Annotated in this window: 17 protein-coding genes and 1 tRNA gene; 13 read left to right on the top strand and 5 right to left on the bottom strand. The window is 48.5% G+C overall.

Annotated elements, in window-relative coordinates; all coding sequences use genetic code 11:
- Positions 1-83: 83 nt before the first annotated feature.
- Positions 84-3,794: a methionine synthase gene (gene metH / locus Enr17x_RS15310; RefSeq protein ID WP_145310160.1), complete on the top strand. Its 3,711-nt coding sequence runs from the start codon at positions 84-86 to the stop codon at positions 3,792-3,794.
- A 17-nt stretch (positions 3,795-3,811) separates the two neighbouring features.
- Here the strand turns inward: metH and Enr17x_RS15305 are convergent, their stop codons facing one another.
- Positions 3,812-4,465 carry an ATP:cob(I)alamin adenosyltransferase gene (locus tag Enr17x_RS15305; protein WP_145310158.1) on the bottom strand — a complete coding sequence of 218 codons (654 nt, stop codon included), beginning with the start codon at positions 4,463-4,465 and terminating at the stop codon, positions 3,812-3,814.
- A 314-nt stretch (positions 4,466-4,779) separates the two neighbouring features.
- Here Enr17x_RS15305 and Enr17x_RS15300 point away from each other — a divergent pair.
- The 5 genes from Enr17x_RS15300 to Enr17x_RS15280 all read left to right on the top strand — a co-directional run bounded on the left by Enr17x_RS15300 (position 4,780) and on the right by Enr17x_RS15280 (position 9,096).
- A tRNA-Ser gene (locus tag Enr17x_RS15300) sits at positions 4,780-4,864 on the top strand.
- Positions 4,865-5,239: 375 nt separating this feature from the next.
- On the top strand, positions 5,240-5,968 hold the full coding sequence (locus Enr17x_RS15295; RefSeq protein ID WP_145310156.1) for a hypothetical protein: 729 nt from the start codon (positions 5,240-5,242) through the stop codon (positions 5,966-5,968).
- A gap of 91 nt (positions 5,969-6,059) precedes the next feature.
- A complete protein-coding gene (locus Enr17x_RS15290; protein WP_145310155.1) occupies positions 6,060-6,860 on the top strand; it encodes a polysaccharide lyase in 801 nt (266 codons plus the stop codon).
- A 207-nt stretch (positions 6,861-7,067) separates the two neighbouring features.
- Positions 7,068-7,991, top strand: coding sequence for a hypothetical protein (locus Enr17x_RS15285; RefSeq protein ID WP_145310153.1), 924 nt, complete (start codon positions 7,068-7,070; stop codon positions 7,989-7,991).
- A gap of 184 nt (positions 7,992-8,175) precedes the next feature.
- Entirely contained in the window at positions 8,176-9,096 is a 921-nt protein-coding gene (locus Enr17x_RS15280) for a hypothetical protein (protein ID WP_145310151.1), read from the top strand.
- A gap of 46 nt (positions 9,097-9,142) precedes the next feature.
- On the opposite strand, the gene Enr17x_RS15275 is transcribed toward Enr17x_RS15280, so the two are convergent.
- Together Enr17x_RS15275 and Enr17x_RS15270 are read right to left on the bottom strand one after the other, a co-directional pair.
- Positions 9,143-9,628, bottom strand: coding sequence for a VOC family protein (locus Enr17x_RS15275; protein WP_145310149.1), 486 nt, complete (start codon positions 9,626-9,628; stop codon positions 9,143-9,145).
- Positions 9,629-9,642: 14 nt separating this feature from the next.
- Entirely contained in the window at positions 9,643-10,149 is a 507-nt protein-coding gene (locus Enr17x_RS15270; protein ID WP_145310147.1) for a MarR family winged helix-turn-helix transcriptional regulator, read from the bottom strand.
- A 1,028-nt stretch (positions 10,150-11,177) separates the two neighbouring features.
- Here Enr17x_RS15270 and Enr17x_RS29645 point away from each other — a divergent pair.
- From Enr17x_RS29645 to Enr17x_RS15240, 6 genes are all read left to right on the top strand, one after another.
- On the top strand, positions 11,178-11,651 hold the full coding sequence (locus tag Enr17x_RS29645; protein WP_198000590.1) for a tetratricopeptide repeat protein: 474 nt from the start codon (positions 11,178-11,180) through the stop codon (positions 11,649-11,651).
- A gap of 267 nt (positions 11,652-11,918) precedes the next feature.
- Complete coding sequence (locus Enr17x_RS15260; protein WP_145310143.1) at positions 11,919-12,782, top strand: sulfite exporter TauE/SafE family protein; 864 nt, start codon at positions 11,919-11,921, stop codon at positions 12,780-12,782.
- An 11-nt stretch (positions 12,783-12,793) separates the two neighbouring features.
- On the top strand, positions 12,794-14,236 hold the full coding sequence (locus Enr17x_RS15255; protein ID WP_145314034.1) for an MBL fold metallo-hydrolase: 1,443 nt from the start codon (positions 12,794-12,796) through the stop codon (positions 14,234-14,236).
- A 234-nt stretch (positions 14,237-14,470) separates the two neighbouring features.
- Complete coding sequence (locus Enr17x_RS15250; protein WP_145310141.1) at positions 14,471-15,721, top strand: NAD(P)/FAD-dependent oxidoreductase; 1,251 nt, start codon at positions 14,471-14,473, stop codon at positions 15,719-15,721.
- A gap of 66 nt (positions 15,722-15,787) precedes the next feature.
- Complete coding sequence (locus Enr17x_RS15245; protein WP_145310139.1) at positions 15,788-16,813, top strand: DsrE family protein; 1,026 nt, start codon at positions 15,788-15,790, stop codon at positions 16,811-16,813.
- A gap of 104 nt (positions 16,814-16,917) precedes the next feature.
- A complete protein-coding gene (locus Enr17x_RS15240; RefSeq protein ID WP_390622554.1) occupies positions 16,918-17,676 on the top strand; it encodes a c-type cytochrome in 759 nt (252 codons plus the stop codon).
- Between the two features lie 257 nt (positions 17,677-17,933).
- Here Enr17x_RS15240 and Enr17x_RS15235 read toward each other — a convergent pair whose 3' ends face one another.
- A complete protein-coding gene (locus tag Enr17x_RS15235) occupies positions 17,934-18,524 on the bottom strand; it encodes an antibiotic biosynthesis monooxygenase (RefSeq protein ID WP_198000589.1) in 591 nt (196 codons plus the stop codon).
- A gap of 360 nt (positions 18,525-18,884) precedes the next feature.
- On the opposite strand from Enr17x_RS15235, the gene Enr17x_RS15230 reads away from it, so the two are divergent.
- Positions 18,885-19,490: a glycine zipper domain-containing protein gene (locus Enr17x_RS15230; RefSeq protein WP_145310134.1), complete on the top strand. Its 606-nt coding sequence runs from the start codon at positions 18,885-18,887 to the stop codon at positions 19,488-19,490.
- On the opposite strand, the gene Enr17x_RS15225 is transcribed toward Enr17x_RS15230, so the two are convergent.
- On the bottom strand, positions 19,487-24,640 hold the full coding sequence (locus tag Enr17x_RS15225) for a protein kinase domain-containing protein (protein WP_145310132.1): 5,154 nt from the start codon (positions 24,638-24,640) through the stop codon (positions 19,487-19,489). The two genes, Enr17x_RS15230 and Enr17x_RS15225, sit on opposite strands and share 4 nt — an antisense overlap.
- Positions 24,641-24,674: the final 34 nt, after the last annotated feature.

Genomic DNA, 24,674 nt, shown 5'->3' with positions numbered 1-24,674 from the left:
TCAATCCATTCACATATGTTTCAGTGCTGCCATTTATCAGTCTGGAATGATGATTCTCAAAATAGAGTACAGGTTTTAGAAGTATGTCTGATCGCTCCGCTCGAATTGAAGCTCTCTACACTGCCATTCAGGAACGGATACTGATTCTGGACGGGGCGATGGGGACGATGATTCAGAACCATAAGCTCAAAGAAGCGGATTACCGGGGAGAACGTTTTGCTGACTACCATATGGATATTGCCGGCAACAACGACCTGCTCTCATTAACTCAACCCCAGATCATCCAGGAAATCCATCGTGAGTACCTGGAAGCGGGGGCGGATATCATCGAGACGAACACGTTCAACGGAACACGTTTGTCCCAAAGCGATTATGAAATGGAATCGCTGGTTTACGAACTGAACGTGGCTTCTGCCCAACTGGCACGTGCCGCCGCCGATGAAATCACGCAGAAGACTCCCGACAAACCGCGCTGGGTGGCAGGGGTTTTAGGGCCCACAAGCCGCACCTGTTCGATTTCACCGGATGTAAATGACCCGGGAGCGCGGAATGTCACCTATGATGAACTGGTTGAGAATTATCTGGAGTCAATCGACGGGCTGGTCAAAGGGGGCTCTGATCTGATCCTGATTGAGACGATCTTCGATACACTGAATGCCAAAGCGGCAGTGTTTGCCGTGCGGACCTATTTTCAGCGAGAAAAGATCGAACTGCCGATCATGATTTCCGGAACCATTACGGATGCTTCGGGGCGAACGCTTTCGGGACAGACGACAGAGGCGTTCTGGAATTCGCTCTCTCACGCCAGACCCTTTTCGATCGGATTGAATTGTGCGTTAGGCGCGGAGGAGCTGCGACAGTATGTAAAAGAAATGTCTCGCGTGGCCGATACCTATGTATCGGCTCATCCGAATGCTGGCCTGCCAAATGAATTTGGTGAATACGACCAAAGTGCTGCTGAAATGGCGGTGATTGTCGATGAATTTGCCAGTAGCGGCTTTCTGAATATTCTAGGCGGCTGTTGCGGTACAACACCGGCACATATCAAAGCCATTTCACAGGCGATGGAACAGCATTCCCCCCGTAAAGTGCCAGAGATCGAACCGGCGTTACGTCTCTCCGGGCTGGAGCCGTTGAATATCACGAAAGACAGCCTGTTTGTCAATGTGGGCGAACGTTGTAACGTTACCGGTTCTGCCCGATTCAAGCGGCTGATAAAAGAAGATAAGTATGATACCGCACTGGAAGTGGCCTTACAGCAGGTGCAAAATGGCGCTGATATCATGGACGTCAATATGGATGAAGGCATGTTGGATGCCATTGCCGCGATGACGACGTTCCTGAATCTGGTCGCGACAGAACCCGATATTGCCCGCGTGCCCGTAATGGTAGACTCTTCGAAATGGGACGTTATCGAAGCAGGTCTCAAGTGCATTCAAGGGAAGCCAATCGTCAACTCGATCAGCTTGAAAGAGGGCGAGGCTGAATTTTTAGAAAAGGCTCGTCTGTGTCAACTGTACGGCGCCGCTGTCGTAGTGATGGCCTTTGATGAGGACGGACAGGCTGATACCAAACAGCGCAAGACTGAAATCTGCGAGCGATCGTATCGACTGCTGGTGGAGAAATTAGATTTTGCACCGCAGGATATTATCTTCGATCCGAACATCTTTGCTGTGGCAACGGGTATCGACGAGCATAACAACTATGCGGTTGATTTTATTGAAGCGACTGCCTGGATTCGACAGAACCTGCCTTACGTGAGTGTATCCGGAGGTGTCTCGAACGTCTCGTTTTCGTTTCGCGGGAATAATGCAGTCCGCGAGGCCATTCATTCGGTGTTTCTGTATCATGCGATTCGCGCCGGCATGAATATGGGGATTGTGAATGCCAGCCAGTTGGCCGTCTATGATGATCTGCCTGCGGAATTGAAAGACAAAGTTGAAGATGTCATTCTGAATCGGACACCGGAGGGAACCGAGGCGTTACTGGAGATTGCCGAACGGTATCGTGGCGACGGGAAAGCAGGAGCAGGGAAGACAGAAGACTTGTCTTGGCGGGAATTACCGGTGACGAAGCGAATCGAGCACGCTTTGGTGAAGGGGATCTCGACCTATATTGTCGAAGACGCCGAGCTGGCACGGCAGGAAATGAACCGACCGCTGGATGTGATCGAAGGCCCGTTAATGGATGGGATGAATGTCGTCGGCGACCTGTTTGGTGCGGGAAAAATGTTCCTGCCTCAGGTCGTAAAATCAGCACGAGTCATGAAACAGGCAGTCGCGTATCTGCAACCCTATATCGAAGAAGAAAAGACAGAAGCGAGCAAACCCAACGGCCGGATTCTGATGGCGACCGTAAAAGGGGACGTGCACGATATCGGGAAAAATATTGTCGGCGTCGTCTTGCAGTGTAACAATTTTGAAGTGATTGATCTGGGAGTGATGGTTCCCTGCGAGACGATTTTAAAGACGGCTCTTGAAAAGCAATGTGATGTGATTGGTCTGTCGGGATTGATTACCCCTTCATTGGATGAGATGGTCACCGTCGCCAGTGAAATGGAACGTCTGGAGATGAATCTGCCGTTAATGATCGGGGGGGCAACGACATCCAAGGCACATACGGCAGTCAAAATTGAACCGCAGTACAAGCGGAATCAGGTGGTTTATGTGCCCGATGCCTCGCGTGCCGTGGGAGTTGCGGCTGCGTTGATTTCGGATGAACAGCATGATGCTTATGTCGCAAATATTAAAGAAGAGTATGTGACCGTACGCGAACGTGTTGCCAATCGCAAACCACAGGGAACTCCCGTGCCTTACGAGGACGCGGTGAAGCAGGGGGTGCAGATTGACTGGGAGAGTTACACGCCTCCCGCGCCCACTTTTACCGGTACGAAAGTGCTCGATCAATATCCGCTGGAAAAGCTGGTCGATTATATTGACTGGACTCCCTTCTTTATCAGCTGGGATCTGGTCGGAAAATATCCCAAGATTCTGGAAGATGATATCATCGGTGAAGCGGCTCGTGAGTTGTACGACAATGCACAAACGATGCTCAAGAAAATCATCGAGGAAAAACTGCTGACGGCGCGGGCGGTGATTGGCTTCTGGCCTGCGAATCGTGTGAATGGGGATGATATCGAAGTTTATGAGGATACGAGCCGAACGAAGGTAATCGCTCGACTACATCACATTCGACAGCAGATTCGCAAGCGGGGACAGGAAGAGAAGCCGCTGATGTCGCTAGCCGATTTTATTGCTCCCAAAGAGAGCGGAAAGATCGATTATATTGGCGGGTTTGTGGTGACTGCGGGGATCGGTGCCGAAGAACTTGCGAAAGCTTACGAAGCGGAGCACGACGACTATAACAGCATCATGGTCAAAGCACTCGCCGATCGGCTGGCAGAAGCGTTTGCCGAGCATCTGCATAAACGGGTCAGAAAAGAGTACTGGGGCTATGTGCCCGAGGAAGAAATGGACAATGAAGCCTTAATCAAGGAAGAGTATAGCGGCATCCGTCCAGCGCCCGGTTATCCGGCGTGCCCTGACCATACGGAGAAAGATACTCTGTTTGAGATGTTGAATGCCGAGAGTGAAATCGGTGTCGAGTTGACCGAGCATTTTGCCATGTATCCGACGGCTGCGGTTTCCGGCTGGTATTTCTCTTATCCGGAATCACGGTATTTCCATACGGGTAAAATTGATAAAGACCAACTGGCTTCATTGGCCGAACGCAAGGGAATGAGTATGGATGAGATCACGCGCTGGTTACGTCCGGTATTGCTAGATGATAATTGATCGTCCTTTGCTGATGCTCAGGATTTCTGGAACTGGATCCCACGGGTGTGTTTCTGATTGGGTTCCCATTTTTTGATTTCGGCTTCATCGGACTGCTGATCATCAAAATGCAAGATCCGGCCTAACACAAACCAGAAGTCCGAGAGCCGATTGAGGTATTGGGGAACAGCCGGGTTGACGGCTTCTTCAATTTCCCAGACTTGAATTTCAGCCTGACGCACAGTGGTTCTGATATCGTGGGAAATCACCACAGGCAGACTGCCCTGTGGCAGGATAAACGAATCCAGTGGTTCGAGGGCAGGGGTGAGGTCTGCAATCAGAGCTGTCAGCTCTTCGACTTTTTCTGTTGGAAAGCGGGGGTTGGTTTCTTCCTCTGTGATCGGGGTACTAATATCGGAGCCCAGATCGTACATTTCCTGTTGAAATGAGTTGGCGAGTTGAGTCAGGTTGATCTGGCATGTCATTCCTTCCGGTAGTGGCAGATGCAGCACATCCAGGTCACATGCATCGAGAAAATATCCCAACTTCACGGCGACTTGTTCTATCTGTGAAAGTGCTTTGATCCGCGGGGACGTTTTCGGAACCCGCGAGCCGTCATTCAGAAACGTTTCCCCCTGATCGCCGGTTTTGGTGACGATCATATTCAAATGGACTTTTCCTCGTTCCGACATAAAGGGGTTCCTCACCTTAGTATGATTCTTGAATTCGTGTTTGTGGAATCAGGTAGATAGCCTGAGCGTCAGAACTCACTGTATCGACGCTGATAGCTAGTTTTAGCAAATGAATTGGGGCAGGTAAGTGACAGAACGGGTTTCCAGCGTCTGTTTTTTCGAAAACCTTTCTTTCGTGTCAGTTTTCAGGGGAAATTGAGGCAGAAAATGGCCGAAGTAAGTACAAATCCAAGTAATTATGAGACTTTACAAGCCTGAGACGAGACTATATACTCTCGTCCGAAGCCCAGTCCTTAAAGGAATTTCGGGCTTCTGGAGAGGTGGCAGAGTGGCCGAATGCACCGGTCTTGAAAACCGGCGTGCCGCAAGGTACCGGGGGTTCGAATCCCCCCCTCTCCGTTTTTGATTAAAGCCGTTGTGTTGTCACTGACAATTCAACGGCTTTTTCTTTTGTACCGTTTGATTCAGATCGTTCTCACTTGTAATCCGCCGTTAAGAGAATGTTGATTCCGCGAATCTTTGAATGCTTAAAAGCTTTACTAGGCCATGCATTTAGTCGAAATCTGATAGCGATCTACTGATCTTAATCGAAGCACAATACAAATTCTGAGCCGCCACTTGGTGTGTCTGTTCATGATAGCTATTATAGATCATGTTAAAGATATATCTGAATTCTCATGAAAGTGTCGTTTACAAAAATAAATGGGTCACCTGCAAGTCTTTGTTTGAAAATCTGAAAAAGGGCATGCAGCAATTAAACAGGCATGGAGTCTCATGGAAACCCTAAAGACATTTGCGATGTACGGTGGCGTTGGCGGAATTAGTCTTGCCGTCCTGATGTTCGTCTTTCGCGATATCATTCGAAAAAATATTTTTCCTAAACTGACTCGTGAACAGGCCTTTAAGATCATTAACCGAATCATATTTGTCACTGGTGCGGTCGCTGTTGTGGGGTTGGTGTGTTGGGCTTATGTTTCAATGGCACTCGGAAACACAAGTAAGACTCCAGTGCGTGAGTCGAAGGAGTTTCAGGCGATTACAAAGTTCCGTCAGGCGAATATGAAATATTACAGCAACCACATCGATTTCATAGTCGACAATTATGCGGCCGATCAAAAAATGATGACGCCTGATGAAGAAAACAGATGGAAGGCACATACCGATGGATATGAATTGGGTAGTTACGATTTGGCCCGCGATTCTTTTGACGAGCTAAACGATGTCTTTCAAGGCCAGCTCATCGAGTATAAAGTTGATTGGCAATCCGCGATGGATTCTCTTTGGAAGCTGAACGACGAAACATGGATTTCGCGCGCTAACTCAAACTGGATGAGGCGCGTGCAAGGAGACAAGGATGACGAATACGAAGATACAGGCATCCCGAAAAGTAGTAAACGTGAGTTTCTAAAATCGGAGCGTTATTTGAAATCCACAAATGAATTCAAAGAAATGGTTAATCGAATAGCACAAGCAGCTACAGACTTAATGGATAAAAGCAGCTAACAGTCAAGTGCTCTGCAGTCACATACCGTGCTGAATTGAAAAACATTCATTGTCGACCGGCGAGTTCAGACATGATCCATAGAGAGCAGATATGCGCGTTCCCTTAATATTACTCGTGTTACTGTTTACACAACGCTTGTCTGCGCAAGAAATTCAGAAACTCGTCATCCGTCCTGATTTTGGTGTCTATACGGTCAAAAAATGGAAACGTGACTGGCCCGATTGTCAATATGAGGACGGCGTCCGAGAGGGGCATCTTTCGGTCGTGAAAACCAAAAACGGGGCCGCGTATCGGGTCGACTATGCGGTGGGGGAGATTGGGCCTGAAAAGGGAGGCATAGGCTGGCGATCGCCGATACAGCCAGCAGACACTGTGGAATTGGCATATCAGGTCACCTTCAGCAAGAACTTTGACTGGGTTAAGGGAGGTAAGTTGCCTGGGTTGTGCGGTGGGCCAGAGTCCGTCACTGGTGGTAATCGCGCAAATGGGACGAATGGATTTTCCGCCAGACTCATGTGGCGTGCGGATGGTCGAGGTGAAGCGTATGTTTATCACATGCATCAACCTGAAAAATACGGGGAACGTTTTCCTTTTCCATCCGACTTTCGATTTCAGCAGGGGCAGTCCGTTCTGGTACGGCTTAGAGTCGGCATGAATACACCCGGTCGCGCTGATGGATCTCTGGATGTATGGATTGGTGATGTCTCAACACACAAATTCCGACATGTGATTAGTCGCTCGAGCATGAAGTGGCGTCAAACGAGAGAGTTCTCCGTTGACAGTATCCTCTTTCAGACCTTTTATGGTGGTAGTAATAAGTCATGGGCTCCTCGACGTCCCTGTTTCACACTGTTTAGTGACATTTCGACACAAGTTAAAAGTTCGGACTGATTCGTTACTTTCTTTGAGTGCATTTCATCGTGGCTTTTCATCTATTTGAATTGTGCTCTATCAAAGGCATCTTTGTAGGCAAGAGTTGAAAAGTCTAAATGCCGGTCGTTGTATTGCCAGGAATTTGCTGATATGTTATGTTCATATAGGTGTCGTATGGCCATGCTGCTGGTTCTTGCAATAGACTGACTGAGGTACAAACTAAAGATGGTAAAGATTTTGAAGACAAACCGACTTGGCGTTATCCTGGGTTTTTTGTTCGTCTTTGGAATCGCAACCGCGGGGGCCGCTGATCAGATCGCGGTTTGGGAAGTCGTTACGACCTACCGCAGGCATCTGGACGGTGATGGACGGCTTATCCTGATGTCGGATGGTAAGACCAGCAAGGGGCTTCCCTGGACCTTGATCCGTGACAAAGTCGATTTCGGCAGGGAAGGCAGCGCGTCGCCTTGTGCAGGAGGTACTTATTTCAAAGGGAACTGGGTCGGTGGCTGGGTTCTACATGGCCGTGTGCTCATGAATGGGGTCACACTCAAGAGCAAAATTGTCACTCCCGTTCTGCCGCCGAAAACTGCGGGAGAATCAATGGTCGGTACGAAACCTGCTATTGCACTGAAGGACTCGATTGTCGATTTGTGGGAGTTTATTGCCGTTCTTCCTGGAACAAATAAGTTTATCCGGCTGACCTGTGACTTTACGCCGAACAAACTTGTGGTGGACGGCGATCGCCAGATTGGGACCTACGAATTTCATGGCCGTTCGGTGATTGTGAATTTTCTCGATCCGCAATTCGGTCGCGTCGCGTTTGTAGAAAAGCCAGACAATGTCTTGTCTGGAAAAGGGAAACCGGTGAATCGGAAGTATTGGAAACTTCAGTTTATCCGTGTGCAACGACAGGCCGTCTATAAGACAACCGATAATAAAGACTTTATCCTCTACACCAATAATCGTGTCAATTCGCCGCGATACACACCGGATTTATGGACGACATTTGACTGGTGTTTCGAAACTAAGGGAGGGAATCGGCGACTTATGTGTCGAGGTAGCGAGGCAAAAATGACCGCTGGTGGACGTGGTCTTACCTGGGGTAAAGAAAAACTCGTCCTTATCGCTGGTGTCCCGCCCAGGTGAATTACCTGGATTTGGAATTACGAATGCGAAAAGTGATTGTCGTTTAGTTATCCGCATAGCCCGAAATTTCCAAAGCACACATTCAAGGTACAAAAGATAGAAAGTCGCTCCTCAAATTTCTTGATTGGATGCTCTGTTCCATTTCCAACTTCTCTTACGAAACTGACTGAGGTACGAGCTAAAGATGGAAATCATTTCAAAGACGAAACAGTTTATCCTCATCTTGGGGATTTTGTTGGGCTACGGAATTGCAACCGCGGGGGCCGCTGATCAGATCGCGGTTTGGGAAGTTGTTACGACCTATCGCGGGCACCTGGATGATGGACGACTTATCTTGATGTCGGACGGTAAGACCAGTAAGGGGCTTCCCTGGACCTTAATTCGTGATAAAGTTGATTTCGGCAGAGAAGGCAGCGCGGTGCCCCGTCTAGGGGAGGCTTTTTATAAAGGGAACTGGATCGGTGGCTGGCACCTTAACGGGCGTGTGTTAATGAATGGAGTCACACTTAAGAGTGAATTTGTGACTCCTGTTCTGATGCCGAAAACGGCAGGACAATCATTGATTGGCACGAAACCAGCCATTGCACTGAAGGACTCGATTGTCGATTTGTGGGAGTTTACGGCTGTTCTTCCTGGTACAAACAAGTTTATCAGGCTGACGTGTGACTTTACGCCGAACAATCTTGTACTGGACGGCGATCGCAAAATTGGGACCTATGAATTTCATGGTCGTTCGGTGATTGTGAATTTTCTCGATCCACAATTTGGTCGCGTCGCGTTTGTGGAGAAACCGGATAATGTACTTACCGGAAAAGGGAAGCCGGTGAATCGAAAGTACTGGAAGCTTCAGTTTAGCCGTGTGCAACAGCAGGCCGTCTATAAGACAACCGATAACAAAAACTTTATCTTCTATACCAACAATCGCGTCAATTCGCCGCGTTACACGCCAGACTATTGGACGACATTTAACTGGTATTTCTATACTGTGGGCGGCAAGCGACACCTCACATGCCGAAGCAGCGGGGCAACGCTCTCTGCAGGTGGGCGAGAGCTGACCTGGGCTGGCCAAAAGATGGTCCTCATCGCAGGCGTTCCACCACGATAACGAGACAGTTCATTGGAATCTCCAGCAAAATTCTTAGCATAAAGAATCATATCTCTGCTGGCTGCCCATTGGGTTGATGTCGCACACTCTGATTCGCTGCTTCATCGAGAATTGTCTTGTCGTAACAGACGAATTCCACTGAGTTCCCGTCCGGGTCGTGAAGATAGATTGAGTGCCAGCCGAATTGTTTGTGATCTGTGAATTGCAGATTCTGTCCCAGGTCTTTTAGACGTTTTTTTTCGCGGTCAAATTCGTGCTGTTCCATCGCAAAGGCAAAGTGATGCAGGGGGCCGGTTTTTGCCTGAGCATGCTCGCGATCAATGTCTTTCGGGCCGCTGAATTCCCACGATTGATCGAAGATGGCGAGAAGCTGGGGATGGCCTTCGAAATCGTCCGCGATTTTCAGAAAGTTGCCACTACCGAAACGGGCATAGAGCTCCAGGCCAATGATATTGCAATAAAAGTCGGTCAGTGCTTCCACATTTTCAGAACGCAGTACCAGTTCTCCCAGACGTTTTCCACTGGTTTTCATAGTTTAACTCCTATTTAAGGTGTTTCGTCTTTGTGATCCAGATTATGTAATAGAGTTCGCAACAGGTCCGCGAGCTGTTTGCGATCCTGTTTTTTCAGGCTAGTCTGGGCCTGGTCTGCTTCCGCAAAGCGAGCCGCTATAGCATCGTCGATGATTTTTCGTCCCCGTTTGGTGAGCTTCACTTGAAGAGAGCGGCGGTCGCTGGGCGAGGGCTTGCGTTCAACGAAATCGAGTTGCTCCAGACGATCAATGCGGTTTGTCATGGCACCTGATGAGAGCATCACGGCATCCATTAGTTCGGTAGGTGTCATGGCGTAGGGACTGCCGGAGCGACGGAGTGTTGCCAGAATATCGAACCCCCATAGTGCCAGGCCGAACGGTTTCAAGACTTCATTAACACGTCGATCCAGGTGCGTTGACAGCCTCAAAATGCGACCGACGACCGCCATCGGCGTGGCGTCGAGATCCGGTCGTTCGGATTTCCATTGACTGATTAAATGGTCGATGAAGTCCTTGTCCATGAAGTCTGGTCCTGTTTCTGTGGCTTTCTATTTGGTAGTGAGATCATATTCCGCTACTACCGCGATGTCAAGAATCTTCATATAAAGATATAATACATTCAGGTTATGAGATAAAAGGCACTGATAAAACGGCGGCCTGGTGGTGTTTCTGATTTCGAAAGCTTCTTTGCAAATGAGAGGAACCTGGCCTGACGCCCTTTGGCTAATTAGTCATTCCGGATCGAAAAACACCAAAAACCGAATCAGCCGCACGGCGTTAGCCGCGGTTTCGATCGATCTCGGTGAGGTTACATTCATGAGAATCACCCAAACCCAATAAACACGACCTGGCGTCGTGCCGCTCATGTGTGTGATTACTAAGGATGCCGGTTTGTGTCCTTGTGCGGAATGTTTATCTATGGGGGATTGGATGACATCTGGTACGGTTTGCTGACGATTTATGTGACGTAGTTAATAATGACGGGCTCAAGCCGCTCTAGGTTGCGGGCGGTGTGTTCGTTCGGAGTGGAAATCTGGCCTCATTGGACTGTGATTTCGAATGGAATTTCGCCAGTCGGTCGGTCACGCAGGGCCGTGTCCTACATTGGGAGGTTGAATTCTTGATCCGGTTTTTTCGTTCGTCAATCTGTCTGTTTCCTTCTTGCTACGTTTGCCTCAGATGTCTGAGAAATCAAATTATGTTTGTGAAGAAGATCATTGTTAACAGCGTGGTTGAGTCAATAGAGAGTCGTTTATTTTCTCAGCAAACGTCTTGTGAACTCCTGGGATGGCTTTCTCAAGTTCTGGGAATGCGGAATGAAGCGATGCGATGTCGTTTGATAACTGAGGTGCAAGGGAGCAGTGGTTTTGAAAATGTGGCTGAAACAAGCGGGTTTTATGGTGCTGGTTTTCATAGTGGTTCCGAAACGTCAACTGAACCAGTAGTGTTCTCTCACGCGCGCGACTTTATCTCCGCATCATCATGTCCAGAGACACCAGGTAGTCAAGTCGAAAATGACCACGTACTTGTGGGCTTTTGTTGCGTGATCTTGAAACACTTACTTGAACGGCTGGGAAACCTTAACGGGGCACTCTCTCTGCATCTGGAATCCCTGAGTCTGGCGGAGTCATCTGCAAAGTATGCCCCGAATAATGAAAAGGTGCAATGGGAACTCAGTTTCGGGCATCAACATGTGGCTGACTGCTATTTGAGACTGGAAAAAAATGAAGAGGCACGTGACTACGCCAGTCAGTGCATCGAAATTCGACAGAGTCTCGCAAACCGGGATCATGAAAACTCTCAACTCCACGCCAAGCTGCTACATAACTTGAAAACCCTGGCTTTAGCCTGCGAACGTCAACAGGATCTTGAAGCAGCTCTGCAGGCCTATCGACAGATAATCCAAGTGTCCAAAGAGTTCAAAAGTCACACTGGAAAGGACCGGTTTCAAAAAGCTTCCCGTTCCGCTTATGCCAATAGTGAGCAACTTTTGATGGGAATTCCGAAACAAGTTTCGCCGTAAGCTCTATAGGTCTATGCACTTATCACTTGTTGCGACACAAGTTTTCTGAATCGCCTTCCTGACGTTTCCGGCGAGTGTTCTGCTCAATTGTTGATTTCTCAGTTCCAGCCAAACTTCTGAAATTAAGTTTGTATGCAAATACATATTGTTATGTCGCGAAGTTGCGATATAATGTGGATGAGACATCTGAAACACAGGAATATTTGAATGATTGCTCGGCTTTGATTGAAGCGGGTATTCGGTATTTCAATATAGTGGAACAACGGAATGATAACGATCTTGATTGGTTCAATGCTGATTGGTATTACGCTCGGCCTTCTGGGATCTGGTGGGTCTGCGATTACGGTGCCAATATTGGTCTATCTGGTAGGGCACGGTGCCAAAGAGTCGATTGCAGAATCGATGGCGATTGTGGGTTTGATTTCTATAGCCGCCGCGGTTCCTTATGCAAATGCAAAACAGATTGACTGGCGGAGTGTGGCCTGTTTTGGTCTACCGGGCATGGTGGGAACATTCTTCGGTGCCTGGTTGGGTGGTCTGGCTGCGGAAGCGTTACAGCTTGTTGTGTTCGGGAGTGTTTTATTAGCTGCAGCTTACGTGATGTTTCGCCGATCGAAAGGCTCTGGAGTTACTGCAGGGGACACTGATGGGCCTATTCACCGGGCACCAGCCTGGCAAGTCATGCTCGAAGGGGTTGTTGTGGGTACTGTGACTGGTTTTGTTGGGGTAGGTGGTGGTTTTTTGATCGTTCCGGCTCTGGTCATCTTGGGAAAGTTGCCAATGCGGCTGGCCATTGGGACGAGTCTGGTGATCATCATTATCAATGCTGCTGTCGGTTTTGCCAAATACGAACATTTTCTGCTGGCACATGAAATGACGGTGAACTGGCAAACGATTCTGGTCTTCACTTCTGTTGGGATTGTCGGCAGTATCATCGGTCGCAAGATTAATGCACGAATGAATCAACAGGTGTTAAGGACCGTCTTTGCCGGATTCCTGGTTTTGCTCGGTGGCTTTGTGATTTTTCATGAGGGGAGCAAACTGGTTTCAACAAAAACACATACCGTGACGGAAATAAATGTCAATTCAATGAATGATGCTGATTTCAAAATCAGTCCACACATAATTTAAGGGGAAACATGATGTTGCTGAAATATTTCTATGACCAAAAGCTGGCACATGCATCCTACCTGGTGGGTTGTCAGAAAACAAAGGAAGCAGTTATCGTTGACCCCGGCCGAGATGTTGAGCAATACCTGGAAATGGCGCAACTTGAAGGGCTGAAACTGACCGCGGTAGCAGAGACTCATATTCATGCCGACTATGTTTCCGGTGCACGCGAACTGGCAGATCGAGTTGGTGCGAAATTGTACCTGTCTGACGAAGGGCCTGCAGAATGGAAGTATCAATATGCATCGAATTATGATTCGCAGCTAGTCAAAGAGGGTGATGTGTTTGAGATCGGAAATATCAAATTCGAAGTCTTGCACACTCCTGGACATACTCCTGAAAGTATTTCGTTTCTGCTGACAGATCAAGGGGGCGGGGCAGACGAGCCAATGGGAATCTTCACAGGCGACTTCGTCTTTGTTGGTTCGATCGGTCGTCCGGATCTATTGGAAGAAGCGGCCGGGATTCAAGGGAGTGCGGAAGCGGGCGCACATCAACTATATCACTCGGCTGAACGTTTCAAGCAATTGCCCGATTATCTGCAAGTGTGGCCTGCACACGGAGCAGGAAGTGCTTGCGGAAAAGGCCTGGGAGCGATTCCCTCATCAACAGTGGGTTATGAAAAACGATTTAACCCAGCCCTACAGTTTGAGGATGAAAGTTCGTTCGTCCAATATATTCTGGCAGACCAACCGGAGGCACCGAAGTATTTTGCTGTGATGAAACGCGTCAACAAAGAAGGTCCCCAGGTTCTGGGAGAAACAAAATTGCCTGACTTCCTTGATACCGAGCAACTTTCCGCGATTGTCAACGACAGTCTGGTGCTTGACCTTTCTCCCTCCGCTGAGTTCGCAGAGGCACATGTACCAGGGACGATTAACATTCCCCTTTCGATGCTGGCTGCATGGGCTGGCTGGCTCGTCGACTATGAGCGGACTGTCTATTTGATTGCCATTGAATCACAGCTTTCTGAAGCGATGCGCGTGTTGCACAAGATTGGCATTGATCAGGTGCAAGGCGTATTTGAGAAAACGAAAGTGCGAGCGGCCGGGCTGGCTTCGGAAAGTTATAAATCGGAGTCCCCCAGGGAACTGTCTCCGCGTATTGAATCAGGGGATGTCAGATTGATTGATGTGAGATCGGACTCTGAATGGAATGCCAGCCACATCCCTCAAGCCGAACACCATTTCCTGGGGCATCTGCTTGATCAATTGTCTGACATCGATACCAGTCTACCTGTGGTCGTACAGTGCCAAAGTTCGGCTCGTTCAGCAATTGCAGCTAGTATTTTCCAGAATGCTGGCTTTGATGTGATCAATCTGGCAGGCGGTTTTCAGGTCTGGAAAGAGGCCGGACTGGCGGCAACGTCGAATGAAACCGTTACGTGCGGAATAGCAGGAAATTCAACGTGTTGATAAGGAAGTAAGCATGACTGACATTACGGTTTTACTGACAATACTGGCAGTGTGGTTCGTTCTCAACGTGTGGGTGCTGCCTCGGTTTGGGATGAAGACATGCCTGAGTGGACTATGTCACATCGATTCACATACCAAGTCGCGTTCTCATCATTGCAATGTGAATTCCGATCTTGAATCAGTTCAATCTGATGGAATGACAGGATCGGACGTTTCGCAAACGGGAGATATCAAATGATTTCAGAAACCATCGATCAATCTGTTCAAAGCAGTCCGGCTCAAGAAAGTCCTGATTCGGTACTGCATCATCAAGTGGTAATTGTGGGGGGAGGAGCCGCGGGTATTACCGTGGCAGCGAAATTGACTAAGGGCTGGTTTAACGAGACCGACGTTGCCATTATTGATCCCGCTGACAATCATTATTATCAACCTGCCTGGACCCTGGTGGGGGGCGGGACCTATCGCAAAGAAGCCACGCGTCGCGATGAAGCTTCTGTGATTCCGAAGAATGCAACCTGGATTCAGGATGCTGTCGTTGAATTTGATCCAGAGAAAAATCGGGTTAAAACGCGAGACGGGCGCACAATTCAATATGACTTTCTGGTGGTTTGTGCCGGCATTCAAATCAATTGGGATGCCATCACTGGCTTGAAGGACAGTCTCGGAAAAGACGGAGTCTGTAGTAATTACTCTTTTGAGACTGTCGGTAGTACATGGGAAAATATCCGAAACTTCCAAGGAGGAACGGCCATTTTTACCCAGCCTGTAACGGGAATTAAGTGTGGTGGTGCACCACAGAAAATCTGTTATCTGGCCGACGACTATTTTCGAAAAAGTGGCGTGCGGGATAAAACACATGTCATTTTCGCATCCGGAAGTAATACCATCTTTGCCGTTGAGCGATATCGGAATGTTTTGGAGGGTGTGATTAAACGCAAGGAAATTGATACGCGATTTAATCATAGTCTGGTTGCCATTAGTGCCGACACGAAGGAAGCGATCTTCCGGAATACCGAAACAGGTGACGAAGTCTCAATTCACTATGACATGATTCATGTGACACCTCCGATGGGGCCTCCGGAATTTATTGCGAAGAGCCCTCTGGCGGATGAAAAAGGCTGGGTCGATGTTGATAAATATACGCTACAGCACGTGCGTTATTCCAATGTATTTGCACTGGGTGACAGCAGTAATCTGCCGACGTCCAAAACAGCAGCTGCGATTCGGAAGCAGTCACCTGCATTGGTCAAGAACCTGCAGTCATTAATTGCGGGAAAACCGCTCACTGCGAAGTATGACGGTTATACATCATGCCCGCTGGTAACAGGTTATGGAAAGCTGGTACTTGCAGAATTTGACTATGACAAAAATCCAGCAGAAACCTTTCCATTCAGCCAAGCCAAAGAACGGTGGAGCATGTGGATTGTAAAAAAGTATCTTTTACCCATTCTCTACTGGAAAGGTATGTTAAAAGGACGTGCCTGAACGATTGCTTTAAAGAACCGAAACTAGAATCACTCAACATAAAAATAACGTGAAGGTAATGAGAAAATGAAAGTACGATCTCTACGAAATGGAATGGTATTGCTTCTCGTTTGTGTGGTCGCAGGCACAGCCCTGGCCCAACGGGGGCCGGGGCGCGGTCCCGGACGGGGAAGAGGGGGACACGGGCAAGGGCAAGCCCATGATCGAGACCATCAGGACTTTCGTTTCCTGTTGATGAATCATCAGAAAATCAAGCGAACGGTTGAAGAACTGCCGAATGGCGTGAAAACGCTTACTGAATCGAGCGATCCTCAGGTCGCTGCGAAAATCAAAGAGCATGTGTACTGGATGAAAGAGCGAATTGAAAAGAAAGAGCCAATCCGGATGCGTGATCCGCTCTTTGCAGAACTCTTCAAACACGCGGATCAGATTAAGATGTCGTATGAAAAAACAGCCAATGGGGTACGTGTGACAGAAACTTCTGCCAATCCATATGTTGCTCAGTTGATTAAAGCACATGCAAAAGCCGTCTCCGGATTTGTCAAACGCGGTTTTCCGGAAGCCATGAAGAATCACCCAGTTCCTAATTTGAAGCAGACGTCTCAGGCTGAAAAGATAAAGTACCTCAATCCGGTGATTAAACAATATGGAAAAGTCGTTCCTCTTCCGGATGCAGCACAGCAACCTCGCGATGAAAGCAAGATTTGTGTTGATCTGACCAAAGGAGGCGAGGCCAACAAGCTGAACCCCGGGATTGAGAAAGTGGCCCGTTACCTTAACATCTATCAGGGAGCCGGCAAATCACCTGCCACCGTACAGATTGCGATCGTTCTGCATGGTGATGCCACGCTTTGTGTATTGAACGACGATGTCTACTCCCAGCGTTTTGAGACCGAAGGGAATCCGAACTTGGAGTTATTACACGAACTGCATGAAGCAGGTGTTGAAATTTATGTCTGCGGTCAATCATTGGTTAGTAAAGGTGGGAAGCCGACAGAAGTGGTCGTCTTTACGGACGTGGCCGTTTCCGCACTAACATCGCTCGTCAACCTGCAGACAGATGGTTATGCGTACGTTCCTCTGTTGAAGTAAGAAATCAGGTAAATCGATCCGGATGAGGCGAGGAGAAAAGATTGCGATTCAAACAGCTCATTTTCGCTGGTAGTATTTTAGTATGTGGCATTCTGGTTGCGAACCTGGCTGCTCAAAAATCGGATCAGAAGAAAGTTGCTTCCATTCCTGCGACGTATCCTCCGGGGGAATTGGGGGAAATCATCAAACTGGGGCGAGAGCTTGTCGAGAAGACGGACACACATCCGTTATCCAAGCCGTATGTCGGAAATGCTTTGTCTTGCAGTTCCTGTCATCTCATGGCGGGTACGGTTCCTTATGCAGCCAGTTTTTTGGGGACCGCTGCCGCGTATCCAGCATGGTCGCCGCGAGAGAAACGGGTGATTACTTTGGAAGATCGCATTTTGAACTGTTTCATGAGAAGCCAGAATGGAATTCGGCCGCCGAAGGGTAGCAAAGTTTCCATTGCGATTAGTGCCTATATTACTTGGCTTTCAACCGGCAGCCTTTTGAAGATGAATCCCCTGAAACCGCTGGGTCCTAACCACGTGCGACCGCTCAAGCTCAAACCGGAGCAGGCTAATGCGCCACGAGGAAAAGGGCTTTATCAAAGCCAATGTGCAGACTGTCATGGAATAACGGGAGAGGGGACAGAAGAAGGGCCTCCCGTGTGGGGAGAGAAATCGTATAACGCGGGTGCCGGCTTCAGCCGAAATGAGAAGTTAGCCGCTTGGCTGAAAGTTGCGATGCCTCCAGATGATGCAAATATGACAGAACAGGATGCTCTCGATATTGCCGCCTATGTCAATTCACATTCGCGTCCTCGATTTGTGCTGAAGGACCACTTACCAAAATCAGATCGAATGGGTGTTTATGAATGGTAACAATCCCCATCTAGTAATTGATGCTTCGATTATTCCTTTACGTGAAAGGCGACTTTGAGTCATCAGTGTGATTTCCCGAATGAGTTGGGGCCGCTAGCTTGGTAGATTAGAACGGGTGTAGCGCTTAACGTCGAATTTGAACTGACTAGTGGAGTGTCATTTTTTAATTTTGGGTTAATGGATATCACGAGAGTGCGACAACGGAGCACGTAAACAACACAACACACCCCACCCTCAATTTCTAGCTTGACAAAGCACTAGCTGTTGTCTTCAGGTTTACTAACAGTCGTTGGGTAAAGCCAGTTTTGCAGTAACCAGCTTAAAGCGGGAATCATCACCCAAGTCATCAGCGGGACCGTGATCGTCGTTGTGATGGCACTACCAATCAGAAAGTGCAGTTCGTTGGTGAAGGGACGTATCACATTAATGATGGGAATGATCGACACGTAAACAGCAATCCAGACGATGATTGCTATCTTGTATTTGGGAGGATGAACCGCCGAATGCTGGTCGTCGTGATGGGAGAATTCAAACCAGGTTTCCAGGCCTGTGTTATGCGTGATCGCAGGCGGGCAATGTTCCAGTGCGTGCAAACGAGAAATCCAGTGCTCGCGCTCGGGTGAGCTCTTCCAGTTATCGAGGTTTTCCTGTTTGTCAAAACGCAGGATAATCTGGTAGGTCGGCTTCGAGTTGGACTTTTGTTTGAGAACGGTCGTTCCCATATGGCCAGGAAATTTAAGGGATGCCTGGATGGTACTGGTTAGAGTCTGTTTCCATTCTTCCTCGTTTCCGGGAGCGGGATGAGCCGTCACCAGCATCGTGACCGGTTCAGTATTTATTGATTCCATGCAGCGGTTGCTTTCCTGAAATGTTGTCGATATTTCATTCATCTAAAAAATCACTAAGAGCATCAGTATCTTATCGCTGTGTTTGTATTGAATAGAACAGATTAAGGCGTCTGATTTCTGCATTTTCAAAACTTGCCTGTAAAATCCAGCAGTAAAAGATCTTATGAGTGCTACGCAGTCAACTTAGATAGCCACGGGTATTTTGGTCCAAAAATTCATCTATACAACTTCTAAATTATCTGATAATTGAGTTCTGCTTTCCCGATATATTTAATGGTAGTTAATGTCTATGACGACTTCTCGGGATGAGCTTCCAGGGATTGTAAAAAATGCAAGGGTTTGGTGGAAGGATTCACATCAATGGACTGTGTGTCACATAAAAGTCTGTTTTCTCTGTTGCTACTGGGGTTAATCCAGGTAGGTTGTAGTTCAATGAATCATACCGAAGCAGGAGCTGCGAATGGGGCTGGCCTAGGTGCGGTGACAGGTGCGATTATCGGCAGTCATTCAGGGAATACAGGGGCGGGTGCTTTAATCGGGGCCGCGACCGGAGGACTGGCTGGCAGTCTGATCGGAAATGCAGAGGATGCACGTCAAGAACGTGATGTTGCTATCGCACAGGCGAATCATGAGCGTAGGGCGCGGGCAGCAATCAAAAATAGCGATGTGCTTCAAATGTCACATAGTGGTGTGAGTGATTCAGTAATTATGGGCGCCATTCGCAGTCAGGGTGGTGCCTTTGATCTGAGTCCCCAGACCATCATCTCGCTCAAACAACAGGGAATCAGCGATCCCCTGATTGAGTATATGCAACAACATAACTATGTCTCTGCTTCTGAGCCAATCGTTGTGAAGCAGAGACCGACGACGGTGGTAACCCAGCCTTCAGTCGTTTATGTCACACCTCGGCCACGACGTCGTTATGTCCGACCTCATTCAGGTATCCACGGGCATTTTCACTTTTAACGATTTGAGATCGCCATCTGCGCTGCGTTCTTATTTTTCCAGTCGACGGTGAGCCATAAAATTGCCTGCCCATCTTGACTCCCGGTCGCAACGTATCGGCCGTTGGGTGAGAAATCGACGGAAGTGACTCCTTGTGTGTGACTGCTGAGAGTGAGGATTTCTTTCCCTGTTTCCGCATCCCAGAGCTTTGCAGTACCATCTTCACTGGCTGTGAATGCGCGACTGTCGTCTGGAGAAAATACCACAGAAGCAACAGGTGCCGTGTGACCGGCGAGGACCGTTTTCTTTTGAGTAGCAATCTCCCAGATGATGGCACTGTTATCTTCGGAGCCGGAAATCAGATGTTTTCCATCATGCGAATAGGCGACTTCGAGGACAGGCCAGGCATGTCCTTTAAACGTGTTCTTTTTCTGACCTGTTTTGGCATCCCACAATACGAGTGTTTTATCATCGGATGCGGTAACGATCTGTGAACCATCGGGAGAAAAGATGGCGCTTTTGACATGTGTATCCGGGAGTTCGAGTGTTAATAGAACCGCGCCACTGTTGGCGTCCCAGAGCTTTGCTGTTCCATCATCACTGGCAGTTAGAATCTGTTTTCCATTGGGGGAATAACGTACGGTGTTAACATACCCCTGATGTTTCTGTTCCAGTTTCTTTTCTGCATGTCCCGTTTTCGTGTTCCAAATTTTTGCAGAGTTATCCCAACTGCCTGTGACGAGCCAATTTCCGTCCGGCGAGAAGGAGGCGGAAGCAACAACGCCGTGCGGGTGGAATGCCATGATCTGTTTGGCGGTCATGCCGTTCCAGAGTCGGGCATCCCGACCACCTACTGTTAAGATCGAGTCGTGATACGGGGAAAAGATGGCCGTCCATAACATTCCACCCTGTTTTTTGAAATCGAGAAATGGATTTAGTTTACCGTTTTTACCGGGGACCAGCAACTCTTTTCCCGAATCAACGGACCAGACCTGAATCACCCGCTGTTGAACGTTGGCAGTGAGTAATCGCTTATTATCGTGCGAAATACTGACCGAGTTAATTAGGCCATTTGCTGGTTTGATGGTCTGTACGACTTCAGGTTTGCTAAGATCCCAGATTCTGACCAAACCATCGGCACAGCTGGTGACGGCCTGTTTTCCATTTGCAAATACATCCATGGACAGAATCGCATCTGGATGTTTCAGGATCTGTTTTCGGTTTTCTTTACCAGTTGTAATATTCCAGTTACCGACGGTGTTATCACCGCTGGCTGAAAGAAGCGTTTTCCTATCGGGGAGAAATTTGAGAACAGATATTCTTCGAGTGTGACCTTCCAGCTGATGCAGCAATTTTCCGGTAGCAACTTCCCAGAGCATACATCGGCCCCGGGCATCTCCGCTGGCACAGAAACGCAGATCGGGAGAAAAGGCGACTGCACTGACTTCAGATCGGTGGCCCGTCAATTCTCGAATTAATTTTCCCGTTTCGATATTCCAGAGGCGGACTGTTTTTTTATCGCTGCCTGTCAGCAGGAAACGTGAATCAGAAGAGACATCAATAGCAGCGCTGCGACCGGTGTGTTCGAATCGCTTGTGCTCTGTCCCCGTCTGAATGTCCCAGATGCGTACGGAATTGTCGACGGCGGCTGTTGCCAGACGCTTATGATCCGGTAGAAAGACCGCGTTTGATGCCAGGAAGGCATGCCCTTCGGTGAATTCAATTTGAGGCTTACCGGTTGCGACATTCCAGGAAATGGCGGTTTTATCGCGGCTGGCAGTAACCAGTTGTGTTCCGTCTTTCGAAAAGGAAACGTCCAGAATCGCATCGACATGTTTTGCGAGAACTCTGCCTTTCAGGGTTCGAATTTCTTCATAGTCAGCGATGTTCCATAATTTTAGCCGGGCATCATGACTGGCGGAGAGAATCCATTTGCCATCCTTCAGCAAGGTGGCTGCCTGAACCCAACTATCATGCCCCCGCAATGTTTTCAGGGCTTTTGTCGTTTCAATGTCCCAGAGCTTCACAGTGTTATCGTGGCTGGCGGAGATGATCATTGTGCCATCGGGCGTGAACTCGGCAGATTGAACACTTTCCTGATGTCCGTCGAAAGCGATAAACGGGGGCGGTTCATTTTTCTTACCTGAAACGATTTTGTTAAAATCGTATGGAACGATGTCTTCCGGTTTCCATAACAGAACACGGCGATCGTAGCCACTGGTCACGACGTGGGTGCTGTTGTCGTCAGGAGAGAAGTGAGCAGAGTAGACCGGGCCTTGATGACCGGTGAAGGGGGCGCCCTGTTTACCGGTTTCTACGGACCAGATGACAGCAGTTCCATCCTGGCTGGCGGTAACGATGCGGCGTTCATCCGTTGAGAAATTTGCATCCCAGACCCACCAGTTATGCCCCCAGAATCGTCTCAACTGTTGGCCGGAAGCAACATCCCAGAGCCGTGCGGTTTTATCATAGGAACTGGTTAACAGCCGTGTGCCATCTTTTGAATAACTGATACTCAAGATGCCTTCGGTGTGACCTTTATCAAATGGCATTTTTTGTTGGGGGTCCTGAAAGGTACGCTGGATTTGCAAATGTGTTTCCAGGTCCCAAAGTTTGATAAAGCCTTTTCGGTCTTCGCTGCCTGTCGCGAGGGTTTTACCATCAGGACTCAAGGCAACCGCGAGTACCGGGTTTTTGTTGTGATCAAACTGGGCAAGCATTTTTCCGCTGGCTCGATCCCAGAGCCGTGCAAAACCGTCTTTCCCCCCCGTCACAAAATGAGATCCATCATTTGAGACAGCTAAAGCATCAACCGGCGCTTTTGCATTGAATGTCCTGCTACTTTGCGAACAAAGGTGCATCAGACGTCCCCATTCCCAGTTACGAAGTTCTTCGGGACACCCATTGAGTAACTGGATGGCGCTTTCGAATGCATTTTCATCGATCTTGGCTGCAGCCAGACCGATACGAGCTATATAAGCTTCATATTCTTCTTTTTCTTTGGCAGTAATCGCTTCTTTTTCAGATTTAACAGCTTTTTGGCGTGCGATTATTTCTTTCTGGCGTGCGACTACTTCCTGTCGTTGCGCTTCTTCAGCTTTCTCTTTTTCTGCGATGGCTTTCTTTTCAGACACAACTGCTTTTTGGAGAGCAATTGATTCCTGAGCCCGTGCTGCATCGGCTTTCTTACGTTCCTCAATCGCGGTGTCGCGTTCTGTTTCCGCGACTTCTTCTGCTTTCAAGGCGCGATTTGCTTCAGCTCGAATCCAGAAGAAGGCTCCAGTGACGACTACCAAAACGGTTGCCAACATACCGACGAAGACCCGTTTTGCTGTGCGAAGCCTTTGTTGTCGTGCATCTCGTTCTGTCTGTGCTGAGCGAATTTGTTCAATGAGCTCCGTGTGTGCCGGATCTTTTTCACTAAGTAAGGACAGACCGAGGTCAAAGTCACCTTTCGAATAGGCCGTACTGGCATAGCTCAGCGTTGTTTTCTCTGCACCTGCTTTTGCGGCGTGGTTTTCAGGCCAAAGTGAAAGAGCTTCCTGGAACCCAAATAAAGCCCGTGAAAACAGTTCATAATTTTCTGTTGCTTTTGCTCCTTTTAAATCGGAATGTGCTCTTGTGGCGAGCGAAATACTTTCCGAATGAGACTGGTACTCCATGATGGCTTGTTGCAACGCCTGCACGCTGGGGTAGCGGTCCTTTTGTTGTGTAGCCATGGCTTTCATGGCGATATCAACAAGTTCCCCTTTTTTCCCAGTGGGGACAATTTCATTCTTCGCCGCCGCCATCAGGCATTTCATGGCCGTTTTGCCTGTGTGTGGCGGACGACCTGTAAGGATTTCGTACAGGATCGCACCTAAGAGGTACACATCAGAAAGTGGCGAAATTTTATCGACGGGACCGGTTGCCATTTCCGGCGCCATGTAAGCAGGAGTGCCCCCCATGCTGGATGTGGTGATAATACTGTTGGACTTGCGAAATCCAGATGTTGACTGGGCCAGTCCCCAGTCCATTACCAGTACTTCACCGAACTCACCGAGCATTACGTTTTCTGGTTTTAAATCGCGGTGGACAACACTGCGAGAGTGGGCAAACGCAACGGCGTCAGCGACTTTCATCAGGATATTTAAATTCTCGGCGAGTGAATTCTTACGAATCGTCTTCAACCACGGGCGGCCTTCAACCTTTTTCATCGAGTAATACAATGCACCGCTGTTATTGCTACCCACGTCATAAATGGGAACGATATTGGGATGGTCCAATTCCCCGGTGACAACTGCTTCTGCAAGAAATTTGTGTCGCTGATCTCGATTCTTAGCTGTTTTACTCTTCAGCATTTTGACCGCAACCTGGCGGTCGATCGAAGTCTGCCGTGCAGTATAGACAACGCCCATACCACCCTGGCCAAGCACTTCCAGGAGCTCGTATTCGGCGTTATTCAAATATTCCGACTTTGTTTTATCACTGAAGTCACGTTTTTTAATGACCAGTGATGTCTGGTTTGTCAGATCTTCACCCGGAATATCATCGGCTTTGATGGTCATCTCCGGGCCTTCGGGCATCGTGGCCATGCCATCACCCCAGGCCGAATTCATTGTGGCCACCAATTCCGGAGGGACATCATCAGAGACAATTGTGGCGTCTATTTCCTGCGGTGTATTGTGGTCTTCAACTAAAGTTGCACCAATCTCGGAAGCGTTTTCAGACTCGTCGAGCACTAGAGTCTGGTCGTTTACAGATTCAGGGCGTTCTTCTTCAGGGAGTTCACTGATGGTTTGCGCGCCGGCCCATTCCGCATGATCTTCCTCGGTGATTGTTCGCTCAAGGTCCACAGCTGCGGGGGCGACGATAGTAGCATTGATGTCTTCTGAGGCACTGTCTTCGACAATTGTCTGATCGTTTAACGAGAAGTCGTCTGCGGTCCCTAATTCCGAATCGGAATCGTTTTGGGTCTGATAAATGTCTTCAGAATTGGAATCTTCCGGTATTTCATTCCCATCGGCAGAAATCGTTTCAGACTCCCATTGATCGGAAATGATGGTCTGATCATTTTCAGGTGCGTGGTCTTCAGAATCAAATTCGAAATCGGATTGCGTCTGATCGTTGAGAGGATTCTCATCGTCAGACGATTCATCGTTTCGTTGATCTTTGTCTGGAATGTCGTTCATAATGTTACCCGCATGCTGTCGTTGATTTCTGATG

The sequence above is a fragment of the Gimesia fumaroli genome, from assembly GCF_007754425.1.
GTDB lineage: Bacteria > Planctomycetota > Planctomycetia > Planctomycetales > Planctomycetaceae > Gimesia > Gimesia fumaroli.
Note: the sequence above shows the minus strand (reverse complement) of the source record. Positions and strands in the feature narration are given on the sequence as shown.